At 70.6% G+C, this 21,362-nt stretch carries 21 protein-coding genes and 2 riboswitches; of the genes, 14 read left to right on the top strand and 7 right to left on the bottom strand.

All coding sequences use genetic code 11. The annotated features are described in order from the left end of the window. A complete protein-coding gene (locus tag BJ961_RS07165; protein ID WP_271320473.1) occupies positions 1-555 on the bottom strand; it encodes a glycoside hydrolase family 25 protein in 555 nt (184 codons plus the stop codon). 179 nt (positions 556-734) lie between these two features. Here BJ961_RS07165 and BJ961_RS07170 point away from each other — a divergent pair, with 179 nt between their 5' ends. Then, complete coding sequence (locus BJ961_RS07170; protein ID WP_271320474.1) at positions 735-1,469, top strand: D-Ala-D-Ala carboxypeptidase family metallohydrolase; 735 nt, start codon at positions 735-737, stop codon at positions 1,467-1,469. A 74-nt stretch (positions 1,470-1,543) separates the two neighbouring features. Here BJ961_RS07170 and BJ961_RS07175 read toward each other — a convergent pair whose 3' ends face one another. The 5 genes from BJ961_RS07175 to gcvT form a co-directional block, all read right to left on the bottom strand. After that, the gene (locus tag BJ961_RS07175) at positions 1,544-2,965 is read right to left on the bottom strand and encodes an MFS transporter (protein ID WP_271320475.1); all 1,422 of its coding nucleotides are present in this window, start codon (positions 2,963-2,965) and stop codon (positions 1,544-1,546) included. Between the two features lie 114 nt (positions 2,966-3,079). Then, the gene (locus tag BJ961_RS07180) at positions 3,080-4,447 is read right to left on the bottom strand and encodes an L-serine ammonia-lyase (RefSeq protein ID WP_271320476.1); all 1,368 of its coding nucleotides are present in this window, start codon (positions 4,445-4,447) and stop codon (positions 3,080-3,082) included. Positions 4,448-4,547: 100 nt separating this feature from the next. Beyond that, positions 4,548-5,810, bottom strand: coding sequence for a serine hydroxymethyltransferase (gene glyA / locus BJ961_RS07185; RefSeq protein ID WP_003973528.1), 1,263 nt, complete (start codon positions 5,808-5,810; stop codon positions 4,548-4,550). A 14-nt stretch (positions 5,811-5,824) separates the two neighbouring features. Further along, on the bottom strand, positions 5,825-6,202 hold the full coding sequence (gene gcvH / locus BJ961_RS07190) for a glycine cleavage system protein GcvH (protein WP_271320477.1): 378 nt from the start codon (positions 6,200-6,202) through the stop codon (positions 5,825-5,827). A gap of 142 nt (positions 6,203-6,344) precedes the next feature. Continuing rightward, entirely contained in the window at positions 6,345-7,463 is a 1,119-nt protein-coding gene (gcvT, locus tag BJ961_RS07195) for a glycine cleavage system aminomethyltransferase GcvT (RefSeq protein ID WP_271320478.1), read from the bottom strand. A 39-nt stretch (positions 7,464-7,502) separates the two neighbouring features. After that, a riboswitch (glycine riboswitch) is annotated at positions 7,503-7,618 on the bottom strand. Further along, positions 7,619-7,713: riboswitch (glycine riboswitch) on the bottom strand. Positions 7,714-7,894: 181 nt separating this feature from the next. Here gcvT and BJ961_RS07200 point away from each other — a divergent pair. The 10 genes from BJ961_RS07200 to BJ961_RS07245 all read left to right on the top strand — a co-directional run bounded on the left by BJ961_RS07200 (position 7,895) and on the right by BJ961_RS07245 (position 18,784). Continuing rightward, positions 7,895-8,560: an AAA family ATPase gene (locus tag BJ961_RS07200; protein ID WP_271320479.1), complete on the top strand. Its 666-nt coding sequence runs from the start codon at positions 7,895-7,897 to the stop codon at positions 8,558-8,560. A gap of 79 nt (positions 8,561-8,639) precedes the next feature. Beyond that, positions 8,640-9,407 carry an enhanced serine sensitivity protein SseB gene (locus tag BJ961_RS07205; protein WP_271320480.1) on the top strand — a complete coding sequence of 256 codons (768 nt, stop codon included), beginning with the start codon at positions 8,640-8,642 and terminating at the stop codon, positions 9,405-9,407. A 189-nt stretch (positions 9,408-9,596) separates the two neighbouring features. After that, complete coding sequence (locus BJ961_RS07210) at positions 9,597-10,394, top strand: enhanced serine sensitivity protein SseB C-terminal domain-containing protein (protein WP_271320481.1); 798 nt, start codon at positions 9,597-9,599, stop codon at positions 10,392-10,394. Positions 10,395-10,725: 331 nt separating this feature from the next. Next, the gene (locus tag BJ961_RS07215) at positions 10,726-11,733 is read left to right on the top strand and encodes an ABC transporter permease (RefSeq protein ID WP_271320482.1); all 1,008 of its coding nucleotides are present in this window, start codon (positions 10,726-10,728) and stop codon (positions 11,731-11,733) included. A 70-nt stretch (positions 11,734-11,803) separates the two neighbouring features. Further along, the gene (locus BJ961_RS07220; RefSeq protein ID WP_271320483.1) at positions 11,804-13,609 is read left to right on the top strand and encodes an ABC transporter substrate-binding protein; all 1,806 of its coding nucleotides are present in this window, start codon (positions 11,804-11,806) and stop codon (positions 13,607-13,609) included. Positions 13,610-13,717: 108 nt separating this feature from the next. Next, positions 13,718-14,716 (top strand): ABC transporter permease, encoded by a 999-nt coding sequence (locus BJ961_RS07225; RefSeq protein WP_271320484.1) that lies wholly within the window; start codon positions 13,718-13,720, stop codon positions 14,714-14,716. Beyond that, complete coding sequence (locus BJ961_RS07230) at positions 14,713-15,810, top strand: ABC transporter ATP-binding protein (protein ID WP_271320485.1); 1,098 nt, start codon at positions 14,713-14,715, stop codon at positions 15,808-15,810. Before BJ961_RS07225 ends, BJ961_RS07230 begins: the two co-directional genes overlap by 4 nt. Further along, positions 15,807-17,135 carry an ABC transporter ATP-binding protein gene (locus tag BJ961_RS07235; protein WP_271320486.1) on the top strand — a complete coding sequence of 443 codons (1,329 nt, stop codon included), beginning with the start codon at positions 15,807-15,809 and terminating at the stop codon, positions 17,133-17,135. Before BJ961_RS07230 ends, BJ961_RS07235 begins: the two co-directional genes overlap by 4 nt. A gap of 78 nt (positions 17,136-17,213) precedes the next feature. Then, positions 17,214-17,873, top strand: a complete 660-nt coding sequence (locus tag BJ961_RS07240; protein ID WP_271320487.1) for a trimeric intracellular cation channel family protein — start codon at positions 17,214-17,216, stop codon at positions 17,871-17,873. A gap of 50 nt (positions 17,874-17,923) precedes the next feature. Further along, positions 17,924-18,784: a thioesterase family protein gene (locus BJ961_RS07245; protein ID WP_271320488.1), complete on the top strand. Its 861-nt coding sequence runs from the start codon at positions 17,924-17,926 to the stop codon at positions 18,782-18,784. A 12-nt stretch (positions 18,785-18,796) separates the two neighbouring features. Here the strand turns inward: BJ961_RS07245 and BJ961_RS07250 are convergent, their stop codons facing one another. Then, a complete protein-coding gene (locus BJ961_RS07250; protein WP_271320489.1) occupies positions 18,797-19,423 on the bottom strand; it encodes a TetR family transcriptional regulator in 627 nt (208 codons plus the stop codon). A gap of 140 nt (positions 19,424-19,563) precedes the next feature. Here BJ961_RS07250 and BJ961_RS07255 point away from each other — a divergent pair, with 140 nt between their 5' ends. From BJ961_RS07255 to BJ961_RS07265, 3 genes are all read left to right on the top strand, one after another. After that, positions 19,564-19,731: a hypothetical protein gene (locus BJ961_RS07255; RefSeq protein WP_271320490.1), complete on the top strand. Its 168-nt coding sequence runs from the start codon at positions 19,564-19,566 to the stop codon at positions 19,729-19,731. Positions 19,732-19,766: 35 nt separating this feature from the next. Beyond that, positions 19,767-20,060 (top strand): DUF4190 domain-containing protein, encoded by a 294-nt coding sequence (locus tag BJ961_RS07260; protein ID WP_271320491.1) that lies wholly within the window; start codon positions 19,767-19,769, stop codon positions 20,058-20,060. A 90-nt stretch (positions 20,061-20,150) separates the two neighbouring features. Next, complete coding sequence (locus BJ961_RS07265) at positions 20,151-21,320, top strand: cysteine desulfurase family protein (RefSeq protein WP_271320492.1); 1,170 nt, start codon at positions 20,151-20,153, stop codon at positions 21,318-21,320. Positions 21,321-21,362: the final 42 nt, after the last annotated feature.

Consider the following 21,362-nt stretch of genomic DNA (forward strand, 5'->3'; position numbering starts at 1 on the left):
TCAGGGCCGCGCCCACTTCTGGAGTGCGGCCTTGCTCGCGAAGTCCGCCACATTGGTGTCGACCGGGTCGTCGGTGTACTGGTGGAAACGCCAGTCGGCCTGGATGCGCGGCTTGCCCGCCGACACGTAGTCGGCGATCCACAGGCCGTCGCCCGCGTACGAGGTGGTGTCCACGGTCAACCAGTAGTTCCTGTTCGTGTAGAGGACCACCCGGTTGTCCGGCCGCAGGGCCTTCACCTTCCTGATGAAGCTGTCCTTCTCCGCGTTGCTCGGATGCGTGCCCTCGCCGTTCGACTCCCAGTCGACGGCGAGGATGTCGCCCTTGCGCTCCGGGGCCTTGGAGACGAAGTACTCGGCCTGGGCGGTGAGGTTGCCCGGCCACAGGAAGTGGTAGAAGCCGACGACCAGCCCGGCGTCGCGGCCCCGCTTGGTCTGGGCCGAGAGTTTCGGGTTGACGTACGAACGGCCTTCCGTCGCCTTCACGAAGACGAAGGACAGGCCGTCGGTGTCGTAGCTGGAGGACTGGTAGGCGCTGACGTCGATGCCGCGCAGCATGGGGCCTCCCTGAGAGGCTGTGGGGGGACGGGAGTTGGTTATTCCCCACGATGGCACGGGTGATCCCCGCTCGAAGCGGAAATGTCGACATCGGTTCCCCTGGGCGCCATTGACGCGCGTAGCGCGGTGCCCCACGCTGGGCTCCGGTTCACGGACGACTCGACGGTCGGGAGGCCGGGATGTTCAGACGCGTGTCACGTCTCCTTCTCTCATTTGTCATGCTCATGGCTGGTGCGGTGGTCGGATGGGGCGCCACCGCGGGCACCGCGCACGCCGACTCCTGCTACACCTGGAACCGCACCCTCTCCCAGGGCTCCTCCGGCAGCGACGTGACGCAGTTGCAGATCCGCGTCGCCGGCTGGGTCACCTCGGGCGAACGGCTCTCCTACGACGGCCAGTACGGCGCCCGGACCGCCGCCGCCGTCAAGAAGTTCCAGGCCGCCTACGGGCTGGGCGCGGACGGCGTCGCGGGCCCCGCGACCTTCAGCAAGATCTACGCCCTCCAGGACGCGGACTGCACGCCCGTCCACTTCACCTACGCCGAACTCAACAAGTGCAACTCCGACTGGTCCGGCGGGGCGGTGTCCGCCGCCACCGCCAAGTCGAACGCGCTGAAGACCATGTGGAAGCTGGAGGCGATGCGGCACGCCCTCGGCGACGTGCCGATCACGATCTCCAGCGGCTTCCGCTCCCGCGCCTGCAACAACGCCGTCGGCGGCTCGGCCACCAGCCGCCACCTCTACGGCGACGCCGCCGACCTGACCGGATCGCCCAGCTTCTGCCGGCTCGCCCAGCAGTCCAGGACCCACGGCTTCTCGGAGATCCTCGGCCCGGGCTACCCGGGCCACAACGACCACACCCACGTGGCCTTCGACCCGTCGCCGTACTGGTCGGCCCCCAACTGCGGCATCTGAGCGACCGGAGCGCACGCCACCGTACGCCCGGCGTGAGGGCGCCCGGCGTACGGCGGTGGTGCGCGCCGGGCTGATCAGGGAGCGGAGGAGGCGGCCGCGGCCGCCCGGGGGCTCTCGTCGGCGGGGCCGGGCTCGCCCTCGTCCAGGGAGACGTCCTTGGTCTCCTTGCCGAGCAGCAGCGCGGTCAGCGTCAGCACGGCCATCGCCGAGAGGTAGACGCCGACCAGCCAGGGCGAGCCGTCACCGGCCTCCCACAGCGCCACCGCTATGAACGGGGCGACGGCCGCGCCGAGGATCGAGCTGACGTTGTACGAGATGCCGGACCCGGTGTAGCGCACACTGGTCGGGAACAGCTCCGGCAGCAGCGCGCCCATCGGGCCGAACGTCATGCCCATCAGCGTGAAGCCGAGCACCAGCCACAGCACCACGCCGAGCGTGCCCAGGTCGATCAGCGGCACCCAGACCAGGCCGAAGACCACGATCGCGGCGGTGATCCAGACCAGGGTGGTGCGGCGCCCGTACTTGTCGGCGAGCGGGCCGGAGACCAGGGTGAACACGGCGAAGAACAGCACACCGAAGATCATCATCAGGACGAACGTGGTGTAGCTGTAGCCGAGCCCCGGCACGTCGGCGTCCTTGGCGGCGCGGCCGTAGCTCAGCGAGAACGTGGTCATCAGGTAGAAGAGCACGTACGTCGCCAGCATGATGAACGTGCCCAGGACCAGCTGCCTCCAGTGGCCCTGGACCACGGTGGCCAGCGGCAGCTTGCGCACCCCGCCGGTCTCGCGCGTCCTCGCGAACACCGGCGACTCCACGAGCCGCGAGCGCACCCACAGGCCGATCGCGACCATCACGGCGGAGAACAGGAACGGGATGCGCCAGCCCCAGCTCGCGAAGGCCTCGGACGGCTGCGTGGGGTCCGCGCCGCCGGCGGACGGCAGCAGCGCCCCGATGATCAGGAACAGGCCGTTGCCGATGATGAAGCCGAGCGGGGCACCCAGCTGCGGGAAGGTCCCGTACAGGGCGCGCTTGCCGCGGGGCGCGTTCTCGGTGGCGACCAGCGCGGCCCCGCTCCACTCGCCGCCGAGCGCGAAGCCCTGCGCGAGCCGCATCAGCACGAGCAGCGCCGTGGCGAGCCAGCCCGCCTGCGCGTAGGTGGGCAGCACGCCGATGAGGAACGTGGCGACGCCCATGGTGAGCAGCGAGACGACCAGCGTCCTCTTGCGGCCGAGCCGGTCACCGAGGTGCCCGAAGAAGACGGCGCCGATCGGCCGGGCGACCATCGCGGCGCCGAAGACAGCGAACGACGACAGCAGCGCCGTGGTGGGGTCGCTGCTCGGGAAGAAGAGCTTCGGGAAGACCAGGACGGCGGCGGTCGCGTAGATGTAGAAGTCGTAGAACTCGATCGTCGTGCCCATGAGGCTGGCGACGAGGACGCGCGACCGGGGGTTGACGGGTGCCTGGGCGGGAGCGGGGTGGGGGGACGGTGCGGGCATGACTCGGTCTTTCACGTGCGAAACATGGGTGTCGCAACGATCTCAGCCGTCTTGCTTCACGGAAAGCGGGTGTCACGATGTGAGACGCCCGCCGCGCTCCGGTCGTGCCGCCGTTCAGCACTCGATGATGTTCACCGCGAGCCCGCCCCGCGCCGTCTCCTTGTACTTGACCGACATGTCGGCGCCGGTCTCCTTCATGGTCTTGATGACCTTGTCCAGGGAGACCTTGTGGGAGCCGTCGCCGCGCATCGCCATCCGGGCCGCCGTGACCGCCTTGACCGCGGCCATGCCGTTGCGCTCGATGCAGGGGATCTGCACCAGGCCGCCGACCGGGTCGCAGGTGAGGCCGAGGTTGTGCTCCATGCCGATCTCGGCGGCGTTCTCCACCTGCTCCGGGGAGCCGCCCAGCACCTCGGCGAGGGCACCGGCCGCCATCGAGCAGGCGGAGCCGACCTCGCCCTGGCAGCCGACCTCGGCGCCGGAGATGGAGGCGTTCTCCTTGAAGAGCATGCCGATGGCGCCGGCCGCGAGGAGGAAGCGGACCACGCCGTCCTCGTCGGCGCCGGGGACGAAGTTCACGTAGTAGTGCAGGACGGCCGGGATGATGCCGGCCGCGCCGTTGGTGGGGGCGGTGACGACCCGGCCGCCGGCCGCGTTCTCCTCGTTCACGGCCATCGCGTAGAGGGTGATCCACTCCATGGCCAGCGCCTGCGGGTCGCCCTCGGAGCGCAGCTTGCGCGCGGTGTTCGCGGCGCGGCGGCGCACCTTCAGGCCGCCCGGCAGGATGCCCTCGCGGGTCATGCCGCGCTCCACGCACGCCCGCATCACGCGCCAGATCTCCAGCAGGCCCTCGCGGATCTCGTCCTCGTCGCGCCAGGCCCGCTCGTTCTCCAGCATCAGCGCGGAGATGGACAGGCCCGTCTCCCGGGCCAGGCGCAGCAGCTCGTCACCGGTGCGGAAGGGGTACTTGAGCACCGTGTCGTCGAGCACGATGCGGTCCGCGCCCACCGCGTCCTCGTCGACGACGAAGCCGCCGCCGACCGAGTAGTACGTCTTGGTCAGCACCTCGGCGCCCTGGGCGTCGTACGCCCACAGGGTCATGCCGTTGGCGTGGTAGGGGAGGGCCTTGCGGCGGTGCAGGACCATGTCGTCGTCGTAGGAGAACGCGATCTCGTGCTCGCCGAGGAGGCTGAGACGGGCGGCCGACCTGATCGTCTCGACGCGGGCGTCCGCCGTCTCCACGTCGACCGTGCGCGGTGAGTCGCCCTCCAGGCCGAGCAGCACCGCCTTCGGGGTGCCGTGGCCGTGGCCGGTGGCGCCGAGCGAGCCGTACAGCTCGGCGCGGACCGAGGCGACGGAGCCCAGCAGCTCCTCGCCGCGCAGGCGGCGGGCGAACATGCGGGCCGCGCGCATCGGGCCGACCGTGTGCGAGCTCGACGGGCCGATGCCGATCGAGAACAGGTCGAAGACCGAGATGGCCACGGGGACTCCTCAGAACGGGGGTGGTGCGGAGGGGGTGCCGAGGGGCGGGGCGCCCGGCCGCTTGTGGCGGATGCGGCGCCCCACCCCTCGGATGCGGTGTCTACTTGTTCAGACCCGGGTACAGCGGGTGCTTGTCGGCCAGGGTCTTCACCCGGGCCTTGAGGGCCTCGGCGTCGTAGGACGGCTTCAGCGCCTCGGCGATCACGTCCGCGACCTCGGCGAAGTCCTCGGCCGTGAAGCCCCGGGTCGCCAGGGCCGGCGTACCGATGCGCAGACCGGAGGTCACCATCGGCGGACGCGGGTCGTTCGGAACGGCGTTGCGGTTGACCGTGATGCCGACCTCGTGGAGGCGGTCCTCGGCCTGCTGGCCGTCCAGCTCGGAGTCACGCAGGTCCACCAGGACCAGGTGGACGTCCGTGCCGCCGGTCAGGACAGAGACGCCCGCCGCCTTGGCGTCGTCCCGCACCAGGCGCTCGGCCAGGATGCGGGCACCCTCCAGCGTACGGCCCTGGCGCTCCTTGAAGTCCTCGCTCGCGGCGACCTTGAAGGCGACGGCCTTGGCGGCCACCACGTGCTCCAGCGGACCACCCTGCTGACCGGGGAAGACGGCGGAGTTGATCTTCTTGGCCAGCTCGGCCGTGGAGAGGATCACACCGCCGCGCGGACCGCCCAGGGTCTTGTGCGTGGTGGTGGTGACGACGTGGGCGTGCGGCACCGGGTTCGGGTGCAGGCCCGCCGCGACCAGACCGGCGAAGTGCGCCATGTCGACCATCAGGTACGCGCCGACCTCGTCGGCGACCTTGCGGAACGCGGCGAAGTCCAGCTGACGCGGGTAGGCCGACCAGCCCGCCACGATCAGCTTCGGCTTGGTCTCCTTGGCCAGGCGCTCCACCTCGGCCATGTCGACCTGGCCGTCGTCGCCGACGTGGTACGGGACGACGTTGTAGAGCTTGCCGGAGAAGTTGATCTTCATGCCGTGGGTCAGGTGCCCGCCGTGGGCGAGGTTCAGACCCATGATCGTGTCGCCGGGCTTGAGCAGCGCGAACATCGCGGCCGCGTTGGCCTGGGCGCCCGAGTGCGGCTGCACGTTGGCGTGCTCGGCGCCGAAGAGCGCCTTGACCCGGTCGATGGCGATCTGCTCGACCACGTCGACGTGCTCGCAGCCGCCGTAGTAGCGGCGGCCGGGGTAGCCCTCGGCGTACTTGTTGGTGAGGACCGAGCCCTGGGCCTCCATGACCGCGACCGGGGCGAAGTTCTCCGAGGCGATCATCTCGAGGGTGGACTGCTGGCGGTCCAGCTCGGCGTCGACGGCGGCGGCGACGTCCGGGTCCAGCTCGTGCAGGGGTGTGTTCAGAAGCGACATGCGATCGTGACTCCTCAGGCGCCGGCGAAGGCGGTGTACTCGTCGGCGGAGAGCAGGTCGCCCGGCTCGTCCGTGACCCGCACCTTGAACAGCCAGCCGCCCTCGAAGGGGGCGCTGTTCACCAGCGACGGGTCGTTGACGACGTCCTCGTTGACCTCGGTGATCTCGCCGGACACGGGGGAGTACAGGTCGGACACCGACTTGGTCGACTCCAGTTCGCCGCAGGTCCCGCCCGCGGTCACCGCGTCGCCGACCTCGGGAAGCTGCACGAAGACGACGTCACCGAGCGCGTTGGCCGCGTGCTCCGTGATGCCGACCGTCGAGACGCCGTCCTCGGCGCCCGACAGCCACTCGTGCTCCTTGCTGTAACGCAGCTGCTGGGGGTTGCTCATGGCCTGAATTCTCCTGTACGCGGGGAAGTGGCTGGTGAAGGGGGTGACAGGTGGTGAACACGGCGACGGAAGGGGTCGCCGCGGCCGCACCGGTGGGCGGCGCGGACGCGCGCGGGACGGCGGGGCCCCGCCGCGCCAGTGTCTACTTCTGGCGCTTGTAGAAGGGAAGCGCCACGACCTCGTACGGCTCGTGGCTGCCCCGGATGTCCACACCGACACCCGCGGTGCCCGGTGCCGCGTGCCCCGGGTCGACGTACGCCATGGCGATCGGCCTGCCCAGCGTCGGCGACGGGGCGCCGGAGGTGACCCGGCCGATCACCTCGCCGCCCGCGACCACCTGGTACCCGGCGCGCGGTACCCGGCGGCCCTCGGCGACCAGGCCGACCAGGACGCGGGGCGGGTTCTGCTCCGCCCGGGCAGCGGCCTCGGTCAGCGCGGCACGCCCGACGAAGTCGCCCTCCTTCTCGAACTTCACGACCCGGCCGAGACCCGCGTCGAACGGCGTCAGCGCGGTCGTCAGCTCGTTGCCGTACAGCGGCATGCCCGCCTCCAGGCGGAGCGTGTCCCGGCAGGACAGGCCGCACGCGACGAGACCGACGCCCTCGCCCGCCCGGGTCAGCGCCTCCCACAGCTCCACGGCGTGCTCCGGCTTCACGAACAGCTCGAAGCCGTCCTCGCCGGTGTAGCCGGTGCGCGCGATCAGCGCCGGGACGCCCGCGACGGTGCCGGGCAGACCGGCGTAGTACTTCAGACCGTCCAGGTCGGCGTCGGTGAGCGACGCGAGGATGCCCGGGGACTCGGGACCCTGCACGGCGAGCAGCGCGTAGGCGTCGCGGTCGTCGCGCACCTCGGCGTCGAAGCCGGCCGCCCGCCCGGTCAGCGCGTCCAGCACGACCTGGGCGTTGGAGGCGTTGGCGACCACCATGTACGTGGTGTCGCCGAGCCGGTAGACGATCAGGTCGTCCAGGATGCCGCCGTCCTCGCGGCAGATCATGGTGTAGCGGGCCCGGCCCGGCTTCACGGTGCCGATGTTGCCCACCAGCGCGAAGTTCAGCAGCTCGGCCGCCTGTGGACCGGTGACGGTGATCTCACCCATGTGCGAGAGGTCGAAGAGACCGGCACGGGTGCGCACCGCGACGTGCTCGTCGCGCTCGGAGCCGTAGCGCAGGGGCATGTCCCAGCCGGCGAAGTCGGTCATCGTCGCGCCCAGCGCGCGATGGGTGGCATCGAGCGCGGTACGGCGGAGTTCGGTACTGCTCATCGGTCGGTCGTCTCCCAGGACAGGACGGGGCGAGGTCGATCCTCCCCATCTGTCATCGGAACCTGAGAGGTTCGCCGTGGCCACCGGAGTACGGCGGACAGGGCTTGCACCTTGGGTGGGACCGCCGTCGGGGGCGGTCCGCTTTTCAGATGTGCCTCGCCCGCGCGGTAACGGTGCCTGAGAGATTCAAGGGAGGGACTTGCTCCTTCGGCGCCCCGGCGACGGCCGGGGACTCTCCCGCGCGGATTCAAACGGCCGGTATGCAGTTGGCGCCGCCATCATTGCACGCCCGGCCGATCCCTGGGCAGAGCTGTATCTGTAACCGGCTTGTGGCAGTAAGCGAACGAAAACGCGAGACCCGCGCATTACCTTCTCTTTACACTCGACGGGGACGGGAATCTCGTGAACCGCCCCAGGGGAGGACGATCACGGTGAACAGGACCACGGCGTACGCCACGACCTCGGGTCTCGCGCTGCCCGAGCAGCCCTCTGCGGCCCCGGAGGCGTGCGCCGAACTGCCCGCACCCGTCGTCCGCGACCTCAGGGACCGCGGCGGCCGCAGCCCGCACGCCCTGCTGTTCGGACCCCGGGACCTGGTGGTGATCACCGGCCTGCCCGGCAGCGGCAAGTCCACGCTGATGCGGCGCACCGTGCAGGGCCTGCGCGTCGACTCCCAGGACACCCGCGACCGCTGGGACCGCCGCATGCCGCGCTTATTGCCGTACGGGCTCTACCGGCCCCTCGTCCGTCTCGCCCACTACGCCGGACTGCGCCGCGCGCTGCGCTCCGGCGAGGGCGTCGTCGTGCACGACTGCGGCACCCAGGCCTGGGTGCGCGGCTGGCTGGCCCGCGAGGCCCGGCGCCGGAGCGGCACCCTGCACCTGCTGCTGCTCGACGTCGGCGCCGAGGACGCCCTCGCCGGACAGCGCGAGCGCGGCCGCGGCGTGACCCGGTACGCGTTCCTGCGCCACCGCACGGCCAACTCCCGTCTGCTGCGCGCCGTCACCGCGGGCACCCTGCCGACCGGCTGCGCCTCGGCGACCGTCCTGGACCGGGCCGCGGCCGACACCCTCCGCCGGATCGCCTTCACGGGGTGACGCACCGTAGGGCCACTGGACCGAACGGGTTAGCCTTTCAGCCACGGACAGCGGTACCAGGCAGGCGGTAGGTAGGCAGATGGACTTCCCGGCACAGGCGCACCCCCACCCGCACGGCGGGTGGCCCGGCAACGAGCTGGAGGAGGTGCTGTCCGCCTCCGTCGGCGTCCCGTCGGCCGGCGGCCGGATCGTGGAGGTCCTCGGCCGCAGCTTCCTGTGGATACCTCTGCCGAACGGCGGCGGCCCGCACAGCGGCCCCCTCGACCTGCCCTCGCTGGAGATCGACGGCCAGGCCTACGTACCGGTGTTCAGCTCCGAGGAACAGCTCCGCCAGGTCGCCGGGGCGCAGATGGCGTACAGCATCGCCCCCGCCGTGGAGTTCGCCCGCGGCCTGCCCCCGCAGATCGGCATCGCCGTGAACCCGGAGGGCGTCGTCGGGATCCCGCTGCCGCCGCCCGCCGTCGCCGAACTGTGCCGCGCCGGGCGCACCCCGCTGGACGGACCCGCGTCCGGCGGCCGGGTCCGCCTCTTCGAACCCGACTGGCAGGACGACCCGGTGGACTTCCTGGCCGCGGCCTCCGCCGAGTTCGCCGCCACCGGCGTGGTGCGCAGCGCGCGCCGCTGCCTGGCCGCCGTCGAGACAGCCGATCCCGTCCTGTTCGTCGGCGTCGAACTCACCCACTGGGAGGACGACGCCCGCGCCCTCCCCCTGGACGCCCTGGGCCGCGCCCTGACCGGCTCCCCCCTGAAGTGGCAGGTCAACATGGTCCTCCTGGAGGCGGCCCAGGACCCGGTCTGCGACTGGATGCGGGAGAACGTCCGCCCCTTCTACGCCCTGGACCTGTAGCCGCCGGCCGGGAAACGCACCCAGGGGGCGCGGGGCTGTGCCATGTGCGGCGCCGCCGCGTGGGCGCGATCGACCAGGACGAGACCCGCACCCGCCGGACGGCAAGGACCCCCGAGCGCATGGGCACCCCGCATCGGCGGAGCCTTAAGCTGGTCGCACGACCGGGGACTTCTCGAAGGGGCGATACACGTGAGCGCCAGCGGCACCACGACCGGGCAGGTCGAGCACATGCTGCGCCAGGTGACGCCCGGGCGCTACGACGCCTACGAGGCACTGCTGCGCGCACTCGCCACCCCCGCCTCCGGCCAGGTCTGGATGCTGCTGTGGCACGGCCAGGCCGGCTCCCCCGACGCCCAGTACGGAAACATGGAGGTCGGGGGCCACGGCTACGCGCCCTGCGTCACCTCCGCCCAGGAGCTGTCGGCCAGCGGCTGGAACCGGTCGTACGAAGTGGTCGACGGCCTGGAGGTGGCCCGCGCCCTCTACCCGGACCGCCACGGCCTCTGGCTGAACCCGCACGCCCCCGGCGGCGGCGTCGGCATCCCCTGGCTGGACCTGCGCCGCATCGTCTCCGGTCTGGACCGCCAGCCCGCCGGACCGCTGCGCCTGTCCGAACCGGCCATCGAGATCCCCCAGTTCTACGCCCTGCTCGCGCAGAACGCCCACCGCACCCCCGCGGTCCGCGCGCTGCGCCGCGCCTGGGTGCAGCCCGCGCTGGGAGCGCCGTACCTCGCCATCGGTCTCGACGTGTACGACACCTCCCCGCCGGCCGTCGACGCGGTGCGCGCGATGATGCAGCAGTCGGTCGGCGCGGTGCCGGACGGGCTGCCGGTGTCGACGGTGGCGATGACCGACGCCCACGACCCGGTCGCCCTGTGGCTGCGCGCCAACGCCCGTCCGTTCTACGACCGCGAGGCCCACGCGCCCGCCCCCGCCCAGGCGCCGGCCGGCGGGTACGGATACCCTCCCGCCGGTAGCCGGTACTGACGTTCGGGCGGGCCCGTCGGGTCCGGCCGCGCGACGGGACCGGCAGAGGCGATCTTCGCGCGTAGATGACGGCGCAAAGACCTCACTTGTCCCCGATGTCCCAACTCGACCGTGTCCGGCCCCCGTTACCCACTGTCCGGATAACGGAACACCTCAAACAGCATCACGGTTGCGCATCCATTCACCGTCAAGTCTGGCTACAGATCGCCAAAGCGTTGAAGACTCCCGCAACAAGGGGGTGGATGCTCGCCTCTTTGTACGACGGACTGATCACGCCGCTACAGCGGCAAGTGCGGGCCGGCTACCGCCGGTTGAGAGGGGTCCCTGCCAGATGACGGCACCATTGCACGAGCCGACCGCGGAAGCGGCCCCGAGTGCGGCAGAGGAAGCGGCGGTCGCCGGCGCCGAGGCCAAGTCGGTACAAGGGCGCTCCCTGGGCCGGATCGCCTGGGAGCGCTTGAAGAGGGACAGGCTGGCCCTCGCGGGCGGCATCGTGGTGCTGGTCCTCATCGTGGTCGCCGTGCTGGCGCCGTTGATCACCTCCCTCTACGGGCAGGAACCCAACGCGTACAACGAGGACATGATCGACCCGCTGTTCGGTACCCCCACGGGCTCCCTGGGCGGTCTCAGCGGCGACCACTGGCTCGGCGTGGAGCCGGTCAACGGCCGCGACATCTTCGCCCGCATCGTCCACGGCTCACGGATCTCGCTGCTGGTCGGCTTCCTGTCCGCGATGGTCGCCGTGGTCCTCGGCACCGTCCTCGGGGTCCTCGCGGGCTTCTTCGGCGGCTGGGTCGACTCCCTCATCTGCCGGATCATGGACGGCCTGCTGGCCTTCCCGCAGCTGCTCTTCATCATCGCCCTGGTCTCCGTCATGCCGGACAACATGCTCGGACTGAGCGGCACGGGCGTGCGCCTGCTCATGATGATCGTGGTCATCGGCTTCTTCGGCTGGCCCTACATCGGCCGGGTGGTCCGCGGCCAGACGCTCTCGATGCGCGAGCGGGAGTACGTCGAGGCGGCGAGATCCCTGGGCGCCGGACGGTTCTACATCCTGTTCAAGGAACTGCTGCCCAACCTGGTGGCGCCGATCATCGTCTACACGACGATGATGATCCCCACCAACATCCTCACCGAGGCGGCGCTCAGCTTCCTCGGCGTCGGCGTCAAACCGCCGACGTCGTCCTGGGGACAGATGCTCTCGAGCGCCATCGACTACTACAAGTCGGACCCCATGTACATGGTGGTCCCCGGTGTGGCGATCTTCATCACCGTTCTTGCCTTCAACCTCTTCGGTGACGGCGTGCGCGACGCGCTGGACCCGAAGGGCTCCCGCTGACCCGCCGTACCGCAAGGCGACCCGTGGCACCTGCACGGGGTCTCTCATCTAATCCGGAGGATCCGAGATCGTGACTACCCAACGCACCTCAGGGCGGCGCAAGCAGGCTTTGGCCGCTGCCGCAGTGGTCGCCGCGCTGCTGACCACGGCGGCGTGCGGCGGCGGCGGCGACGACGACAGCGGCGGCGGCGGTTCGAAGAACGGCGCGGCCGGCTTCGACGCGGCCAACAACAAGGTCGCCCAGGCCTCCGAGGCCAAGAAGGGCGGCACGCTGAAGTTCGCCAGCACGCAGGACGCCGACTCGTGGGACACCACGCGCGGCTACTACGGCTTCATGTGGGACTTCTCCCGCTACTACAGCCGCCAGCTGGTCACGAACAAGACCGAGCCGGGTGCCACCGGTGCCGAGACCACCCCCGACCTCGCCACCGATGTCGCCAAGGTCTCCGCGGACGGCAAGACGTACACGTACACCCTGCGTGACGACGTCACCTGGGAGGACGGCAAGCCGATCACCTCCAAGGACGTCAAGTACGGCATCGAGCGCGTCTGGGCGCAGGACGTGCTGTCCGGCGGTCCGACGTACCTCAAGGAGGTGCTCGACCCGAAGGGTGAGTACAAGGGCCCGTACAAGGACACGTCCAAGGACAAGCTGGGTCTGAAGGCGATCGAGACGCCGAACGACAAGACCATCGTCTTCAAGCTGCCGCAGGCCAACTCGGACTTCGAGGAGATGCTCGCGCTGACCTCGGCGTCCCCGGTCCGCCAGGACAAGGACACCAAGTCCAAGTACGGCCTGCACCCGTTCTCCTCGGGCCCGTACAAGTTCGAGTCCTACAACCCCGGCAAGGACCTGACCCTGGTCCGCAACACCGAGTGGAAGCAGAGCTCGGACCCGGTCCGCAAGGCGTACCCGGACAAGATCACGGTCAAGTTCTTCACCAACGCCAACGACATGGACGCCCGCCTCATCGCCGGCGACTACGACATCGACCTGGCGCAGACCGGTCTGTCCCCGCAGGGCCGCACCACCGCCCTGAAGGAGCACAAGGCCAACCTGGACAACCCGGTCTCGGGTTACATCCGGTACGCGGCGTTCCCGCAGAACGTGAAGCCGTTCGACAACATCCACTGCCGCAAGGCCGTGCTCTACGGGGCCGACCACGTCTCCCTGCAGACCGCGCGCGGCGGCCCGATCGCCGGTGGTGACATCGGCACCAACATGCTGCCGCCCGCCGTTCCGGGCTCCGAGGGCCAGAAGTACGACCCGTACGAGATGGCCGGTGCCAACAAGGGCGGCAACGTCGAGAAGGCCAAGGAAGAGCTGAAGGCCTGCAACCAGCCGAACGGCTTCAAGACCACCATCGCGGTCCGCAACAACAAGCCCGTCGAGGTCGCCACCGCCGAGTCCCTCCAGGCCTCGCTGAAGAAGGTCGGCATCGACGTCGAGATCGACCAGTACGACGGTTCGCAGTACGCCAGCGTCATCGGCAGCCCGACGAACGTGGCCAAGAAGGGCTACGGCATCATCATCATGGGCTGGGGCCCGGACTTCCCGTCCGTGCAGGGCTACGGTCTGCCGCTGTGGCACAGCGACTACATCCTCGACAGCGCGAACAACAACTTCGCGATGATCAAGGACCCGAAGATCGACGGCCTCTTCGCGGACTACCTGACCGCCAAGGACGACGCCGGCAAGAAGAAGATCGCCACGGAGATCAACCACAAGGTGATGGAGGGCGCGTACTACCTGCCCTTCGTCTTCGAGAAGTTCATCAACTGGCGCTCCAGCAACATCGCGAACGTCTACACCACCGACGCCTACAGCGGTATGTACGACTTCGTGAACATCGGTCTGAAGAACCCCAAGAAGTAACCGGTACACCCGCCGTACGGCACGAAAGGCAGGTGAAGGCCGGCGCGGCGTGACCGCGGGCCGCCGGACAATCTCCGGCGGCCCGCGGGACGCAGCGGGCCGCAACCCGTGCTCGCTTACCTCATCAGGCGGCTCTTCGCCGCCGCTGTGATGCTCGTGGTCATCATCCTGGTGGTCTTCTGCATCTTCTTCCTCGTCCCCAAGTGGGCGGGCGTCGACATCGCCCTGAACTTCGTCGGCAAGCAGGCGGACCCCGCCGCCGTCGAGGGCGTGCGGGAGAAGCTGGGTCTGGGCGACCCGGTCCTCGTGCAGGCCTGGGAGTTCTTCAAGGGCATCTTCGCGGGTCGCACCTACGCGTCCGGCGGCGACGTCACGAACTGCGCCGCGCCCTGCTTCGGCTACTCCTTCAAGACCGAGCAGTCCGTCTGGCCGGTCCTGACCGAGCGTTTCCCGGTCACCCTGGCCCTCGCGCTCGGCGCCGCCGTGCTGTGGCTGATCTTCGGCGTGGCCGCCGGTGTGCTCTCCGCCCTCAAGCGCGGCACCCTGTGGGACCGCGGCGCGATGGTCGTCGCCCTGGCGGGCGTCTCCCTCCCCATCTACTTCACCGGTCTGCTCAGCCTGGCGATCTTCTCCTACGGCCTCGGCTGGATCGACGGTCAGTTCGTCCCGCTCGAGGAGAGCCTCACCGGATGGCTCGGCGGCATGATCCTGCCCTGGATCACGCTGGCCTTCCTGTACGCCGCGATGTACGCCCGGATCACCCGCGCCACCATGCTGGAGATCCTCGGCGAGGACTACATCCGCACCGCGCGGGCCAAGGGCCTCAAGGAACAGGTCGTCATCAGCAAGCACGCGATGCGATCGACCCTGACGCCCCTGCTCACCATGCTCGGCATGGACCTCGGCGCCCTGATGGGCGGCGCGATCCTGACCGAGACGACGTTCAGCCTCCCCGGCCTCGGCCAGAAGGTGCTGGACGCCATCAAGAACCACGACCTGCCCTTTATCCTGGGCGTCGTACTGATCACTTCTCTCGCGGTGCTGATCGCCAACCTCGTGGTGGACATCCTGTACGCCGTGATCGACCCCCGAGTGAGGCTCGCATGACCGAACTGAGCAAGAGCGGGGCCGCGGTGGGCGAGCCCGCAGGGACCTCGCCCGCGCCGACCTCCTTCCTGGAAGTACGCGACCTCAAGGTCCACTTCCCGACCGACGACGGCCTGGTCAAGTCCGTCGACGGGCTCTCCTTCCAGCTGGAGAAGGGCAAGACCCTCGGCATCGTGGGCGAGTCCGGCTCCGGCAAGTCGGTGACCTCGCTCGGCATCATGGGCCTGCACACCGCCGGCCAGTACGGCAAGCGCAAGGCGCAGATATCCGGCGAGATCTGGCTGGACGGCACCGAGCTGCTGTCCGCCGACCCCGACCACGTGCGCAAGCTGCGCGGTCGCGAGATGGCGATGATCTTCCAGGACCCGCTGTCCGCGCTGCACCCGTACTTCACGATCGGGCAGCAGATCGTGGAGGCGTACCGCATCCACCACAAGGTGGACAAGAAGACCGCCAAGCGCCGGGCCGTGGAGATGCTCGACCGCGTCGGCATCCCGCAGCCGGACAAGCGGGTGGACAGCTACCCGCACGAGTTCTCCGGCGGTATGCGCCAGCGCGCGATGATCGCGATGTCGTTGGTCAACAACCCCGAGCTGCTCATCGCGGACGAGCCGACCACCGCCCTGGACGTCACCGTCCAGGCGCAGATCCTCGACCTCATCCGGGACCTGCAGAAGGAGTTCGGCTCCGCGGTCATCGTCATCACCCACGACCTGGGCGTCGTCGCCGAACTGGCCGACGACCTCCTGGTGATGTACGGCGGCCGGTGCGTCGAGCGCGGTCCCGCGGAGAAGGTGTTCTACGAGCCCCGGCACCCCTACACCTGGGGTCTGCTCGGCTCGATGCCGCGGCTCGACCGCGACCAGCAGGAGCGCCTCATCCCGGTCAAGGGCTCCCCGCCCTCCCTCATCAACCTCCCGTCCGGCTGCGCCTTCAACCCGCGCTGCCCGTACGCCGACGTGCCCAAGGACGACGTCACCCGCACGGTCCGCCCCGAGCTGACCGAGGTCGGCAGCAAGCACTGGGCCGCCTGCCACATGTCGCAGGAGCAGCGGGAGCGTATCTGGACCGAAGAGATTGCGCCGAAGCTGTGAGCGACGAAGCCAAGGACGAAGCGGTGGCCATCCCCGCGCAGAGCGACGGTACGCAGGAGAAGGCCGGCGGGACCGCGACCCTCACCAGGGACGCAGCGCCCGGCGACACCCTGCTCAAGGTGACCGGGCTGCAGAAGCACTTCCCGATCAGGAAGGGCCTGCTGCAGCGCCAGGTCGGCGCCGTCCGCGCCGTCGACGGCATCGACTTCGAGGTCAGGGCCGGCGAGACGCTCGGCGTCGTGGGCGAGTCCGGCTGCGGCAAGTCGACCATGGGCCGACTCATCACCCGGCTCCTGGAGCCGACCGCGGGCACGGTCGAGTTCCAGGGCAAGGACATCACCCACCTCGGGGTCGGCGGCATGCGTCCGCTGCGCCGCGACGTGCAGATGATCTTCCAGGACCCGTACTCCTCGCTGAACCCGCGCCACACCATCGGCACGATCGTCAGCGCCCCCTTCAAGCTCCAGGGCGTCCAGCCCGAGGGCGGGGTCAAGAAGGAGGTGCAGCGGCTGCTGTCGGTGGTCGGTCTCAACCCCGAGCACTACAACCGCTACCCGCACGAGTTCTCCGGCGGCCAGCGCCAGCGCATCGGCATCGCCCGCGCGCTCGCGCTCAACCCGAAGCTGGTCGTGGCCGACGAGCCGGTCTCCGCGCTGGACGTGTCGATCCAGGCCCAGGTCGTCAACCTCCTCGACGACCTCCAGCAGGAGCTGGGCCTGACGTACGTGATCATCGCGCACGACCTCTCGGTGGTCCGGCACGTCTCGGACCGCATCGCGGTGATGTACCTCGGCAAGATCATGGAGCTGGCCGACCGCGACCTGCTCTACAAGACGCCGATGCACCCGTACACCAAGGCGCTGATGTCGGCCGTCCCGATCCCGGACCCGGCACGGCGCGGCGCCAAGAGCGAGCGCATCCTGCTCAAGGGCGACGTGCCCTCGCCGATCGCCCCGCCGAGCGGCTGCCGCTTCCACACCCGGTGCTGGAAGGCGACGCAGATCTGCACGACCACCGAGCCGCCGCTGAAGGAGCTGCGGCCGGGCCAGCGGGTCGCCTGCCACCACCCCGAGAACTTCGAGGACCAGGCCCCGCAGGACGTCGTCCTGCTCACCGCCGCCAAGGAGGCGGCGGAGCTGGTGTCGGAGGACGCGCTGGCGGAGTCGGCGGCGACCTCGGCGGCGGTGGCCGCGGAGGTCGAGGCCACGGAGACCGAGTCCGCCGAGGCCACGGAACCGGCCGAGTCCGCCGAGGCCACGGAACCGGCCGAGTCCGCCGAGGAGCCCGGGAGCACCGGCGAGGAGCCTCCCGCCAAGGAGAAGTGACCTCTGCCACCCGCCCTGCCAGCGAGCCCCTGCCTTTGTTTGTAAGGCGGGGGCTCGCTGGCAGGTAAGAATGGAAGGGTGTACGAGCAACTCTTCAGCCCCACCGTCCAGCACACGCTCGACCTGATCGGCATCTTCGTCTTCGCCATCTCGGGCGCGCTGCTGGCCGTGCGCAAGAACTTCGACGTCTTCGGCATGGCCGTCCTCGCCGAGGTCACCGCGCTGGGCGGCGGGCTCTTCCGCGACCTGGTCATCGGTGCCGTACCGCCCGCGGCCTTCACGGACCTGGGCTACTTCATCACCCCGCTCTTCGCCACCCTGCTGGTCTTCTTCCTCCACCCCCACGTGGAGCGCCTCCAGACCGGCGTGAACATCTTCGACGCGGCCGGGCTCGGCCTGTTCTGCGTCGCCGGGACCACCAAGGCGTACGACTACGGGCTCGGCCTGACCGCCTCGGCCTGCCTGGGTCTGGCCACCGCGGTGGGCGGCGGCGTCCTGCGCGACGTGCTGGCCAACGAGGTGCCCTCACTGCTGCGCTGGGACCGCGACCTGTACGCCGTCCCGGCGATCGTCGGCTCCGCGATGGTCGCCCTGTGCATCCGCTACGAGGCCCTCACGCCGTTCACCAGCGGGCTCGCGGTCGTCACGGCCTTCGTCCTGCGGCTGCTGGCGCTGCGCTTCCACTGGCGGGCCCCGCGGGCCTGGAACCGGCGGTCGACGGTGGTGGAGGGGGACTGAGCCAGAACGGAAAGCTACCGCTTAGTAGTTTCCTGTTGTACCGTGCAGTCATGCCAGAAGCAGCCTCCGCAGCGGCCACACGGGCCACCATCGGCGACAGTGAGTTCGACCGGGACACCGCCGTCGTCCGGCGTGCCCCCGGCGTCTACGACATCGACCTGTCGGCCGGCTGGACGATCATCAACGCCGTCAACGGCGGCTACCTGCTGGCCGTCCTGGGTCGCGCCCTCGGTGACGCGCTCCCGCACCCCGACCCCTTCACCGTCTCGGCGCACTACCTCACCGCGTCCCGGCCCGGCCCGGCGGTCGTGCGCACCGAGACCGTCCGCGCGGGGCGCTCCCTCTCCACCGGCCAGGCCTCCCTCTTCCAGTACGACGACGAGGGCAACGAGGTCGAGCGCATCCGCGTCCTCGCCTCCTACGGCGACCTCGACGCGCTGCCCGACGACGTCCGCACCTCGGCGAAGCCGCCCGCGATCCCGCCGCCGGACCAGTGCTTCGGTCCGGAGGACGGCCCCGCCCCCGTCGAGGGCAGCTCGGCCATCGCCGACCGGCTGATGCTCAAGCTCGACCCCGCCACACTGGGCTGGGCGCTGGGGCAGCCCTCGGGACGCGGTGAGATGCGGGCCTGGTTCGGGCTCGCCGACGGTCGCGACGCCGACCCGCTCTCGCTGCTCCTCGCGGTGGACGCGCTGCCCCCGACCGCCTTCGAGCTGGGGCTCAAGGGCTGGGTGCCGACGGTGGAGCTGACCGCCCACGTACGGTGCAGTCCGGCGCCGGGCCCGCTGCGGGTCTCCATCACCACCCGCAACCTCGCCGGCGGCTTCCTGGAGGAGGACGCCGAGGTCTGGGACAGCGCCGACCGCCTGGTCGCCCAGTCCCGCCAGCTGGCCCGGGTCCGGCTCGGCTGAACCGGCCGCTCCTCAGTCCAGCCAGTGCGCGCGGCCGACGCTGATCAGCCGCAGTTGCCGCCGTGCCGTCCCGAGGGCGCGGCGGCGCTCTTCCTCCGGGGCGTCCAGCGTCTCCAGGAACAGGGACGCCGTGATCAGCATCTGGTCGACGTAGAGCCCCGCGAGCATCCGCAGATCGGCCTCGCTCCAGCCCGCGGACGCCGTGTCCTCGGCCAGCTCGGCCTTCACCTCCTCGGCGAACCGCGCCAGTTGCTCACGTATGGCCCGGCGTACCGGTTGTACGCCGCCGTGCCGCTCCCGCGCGACGAAGCGGACGTGGGCCGGGTGCGCGGCCACATGGCCGGCGATCAACTCGACCGCACGGGCGATGCGTTCGTCGTCGTCCCCGGCCGGTGACATCGTGGTCCGGATCATCGGGTGCAGGCTGCCCAGCGCCTCCTCGACCAGGGCCACGCCGAGATCGGCCGTCGAGCGGAAGTGCCGGTAGAAGGCGGTCGGGGCGACGCCCACGGCGCGGGTGACCTCGCGCAGCCCCAGACTGCTCAGGCTCTGCTCCTCCAGCAGGCCGAGCGCCGCGTCCAGGAGCGCCTGCCGGGTCTTCTGCTTCTGCGCCTGCCGAACGCCGGAGGTGTGACTCATGCCATGCAGTTAACAACTGTTCTCCGGAATTGAAAAGCCGTGCGGCGCGCTAGACTAGTGAGTCAGTGAACAACTGTACCTACATTCGTTCACCGAAGACGTCCACGAAGACATCGCCCGAAGACTGGGGGATCCGCTCCATGCTGTTTCTCGTCGTCGCACTCCTGCTCCTCGGTGTGGTCCTGGGTGCCGTCGCCCACGCACCGCTCTCCTTCTCCGTCGCGGCCGGCCTGGTCATCGCCGTCTGGCTCGGCGTCTTCGCGCTCCGCGAGCGGCACGGACGCCGACGGAGCACCTCCGCCCACTGACGCACGGCCCACCGACGCACGGCAGGGAGAACACCATGCAGCTCACCGCACCGGCCAAGCGCGCCGACGACACCGACCGCGCCACCCGCCGCACCGGCATCCGGGACACCGACGGCATGGCCGTCGCCTCCTTCGTCCTCGGACTGCTCGGCCTGCTCGTCCTCAACCTCTTCCTGGGGCCCGTCGCCATCGCCCTGGCGGCCGTCGCCCTGTGGCGCGGCACCGCCCGCCGCGGCCGGGCTCTGCTCGGTCTCGGCCTGGGCGTCGCCGACCTGCTGGTCCTGGCGGCGTTCATGTCCGCGGACAGCACCATGTCGTGGAGCCTGTGAGGCGTCCGGGGGCCCGGTCCGCGCGAGCGCGCGCGAGAGGCCGACCTTGATCTGGGGGCGGGCGCACGCGCCCCGTAGAATCGGCTCACCATGGCTTACCTCGACCACGCCGCGACCACCCCGATGCTTCCCGAAGCGGTCGAGGCACTCACCGCGCACCTGAGCGCCACCGGCAACGCCTCCTCCCTCCACGCGTCCGGCCGCCGCGCGCGGCGCACCGTCGAGGAGGCCCGCGAGACCCTCGCCGAGGCGCTCGGCGCCCGCCCCAGCGAGGTGGTCCTCACCTCCGGCGGCACCGAGGCCGACAACCTCGCCGTCAAGGGCCTGTACTGGGCCCGCCGCGACGCCGACCCGGCCCGCACCCGGGTCCTGGCCAGCCCCGTCGAACACCACGCCGTCCTCGACGCCGTCCACTGGCTCGGCGAGCACGAGGGCGCCACCGTCGAGTACCTGCCGGTCGACGCCCACGGCCGCGTCCACCCGGAAGCCCTGCGCGCGGCCATCGCCCGCGAGCCCGGCGACGTCGCCCTCGCCACCGTCATGTGGGCCAACAACGAGATCGGCACGATCATGCCGGTCACCGAACTCGCCGAGGTGGCCGCGGAGTTCGATGTACCGCTGCACGCCGACGCGGTGCAGGCCTTCGGTCAGCTCCCGGTCGACTTCGCCGCCTCCGGGCTCGCCGCCATGACCGTCTCCGGCCACAAGATCGGCGGCCCCTACGGCATCGGCGCGCTGCTGCTGGGCCGCGAGTACACCCCGGTGCCCGTCCTGCACGGCGGCGGGCAGGAACGCCATGTGCGCTCCGGCACGCTCGACGTCCCCGCCGTCGCCTCGTTCGCGGTCGCCGGCCGCCTCGCCGCCGAGCAGCGCGAGTGGTTCGCCCGCGAGATCGGCGCCCTGCGCGACGACCTGGTCGACGCCGTCCGCACGGCGGTCCCGGACGCCCTCCTCGGCGGCGATCCGGCACCCGGGGGCCGCCTCCCGGCCAACGCCCACTTCACCTTCCCGGGCTGCGAGGGCGACTCCCTCCTCCTCCTGCTCGACGCGCAGGGCATCGAGTGCTCCACCGGCTCCGCCTGCACCGCGGGCGTCGCCCAGCCCAGCCACGTCCTGCTGGCCACCGGCACCGACCCCGACCTGGCCCGCGGCACCCTGCGTTTCTCCCTCGGCCACACCTCGACCGAGGCCGACGTCGAGGCACTCGCCAAGGCCATCGGCCCGGCGGTGGAACGGGCGCGGGCGGCCGGGCTGACGTAGGGCGGGGTCGTTCCCGCGGGCGCCCGGCGCAGGGGTTCCAGC

The organism is Streptomyces lienomycini (assembly GCF_027947595.1).
GTDB classification, from domain to species: domain Bacteria; phylum Actinomycetota; class Actinomycetes; order Streptomycetales; family Streptomycetaceae; genus Streptomyces; species Streptomyces lienomycini.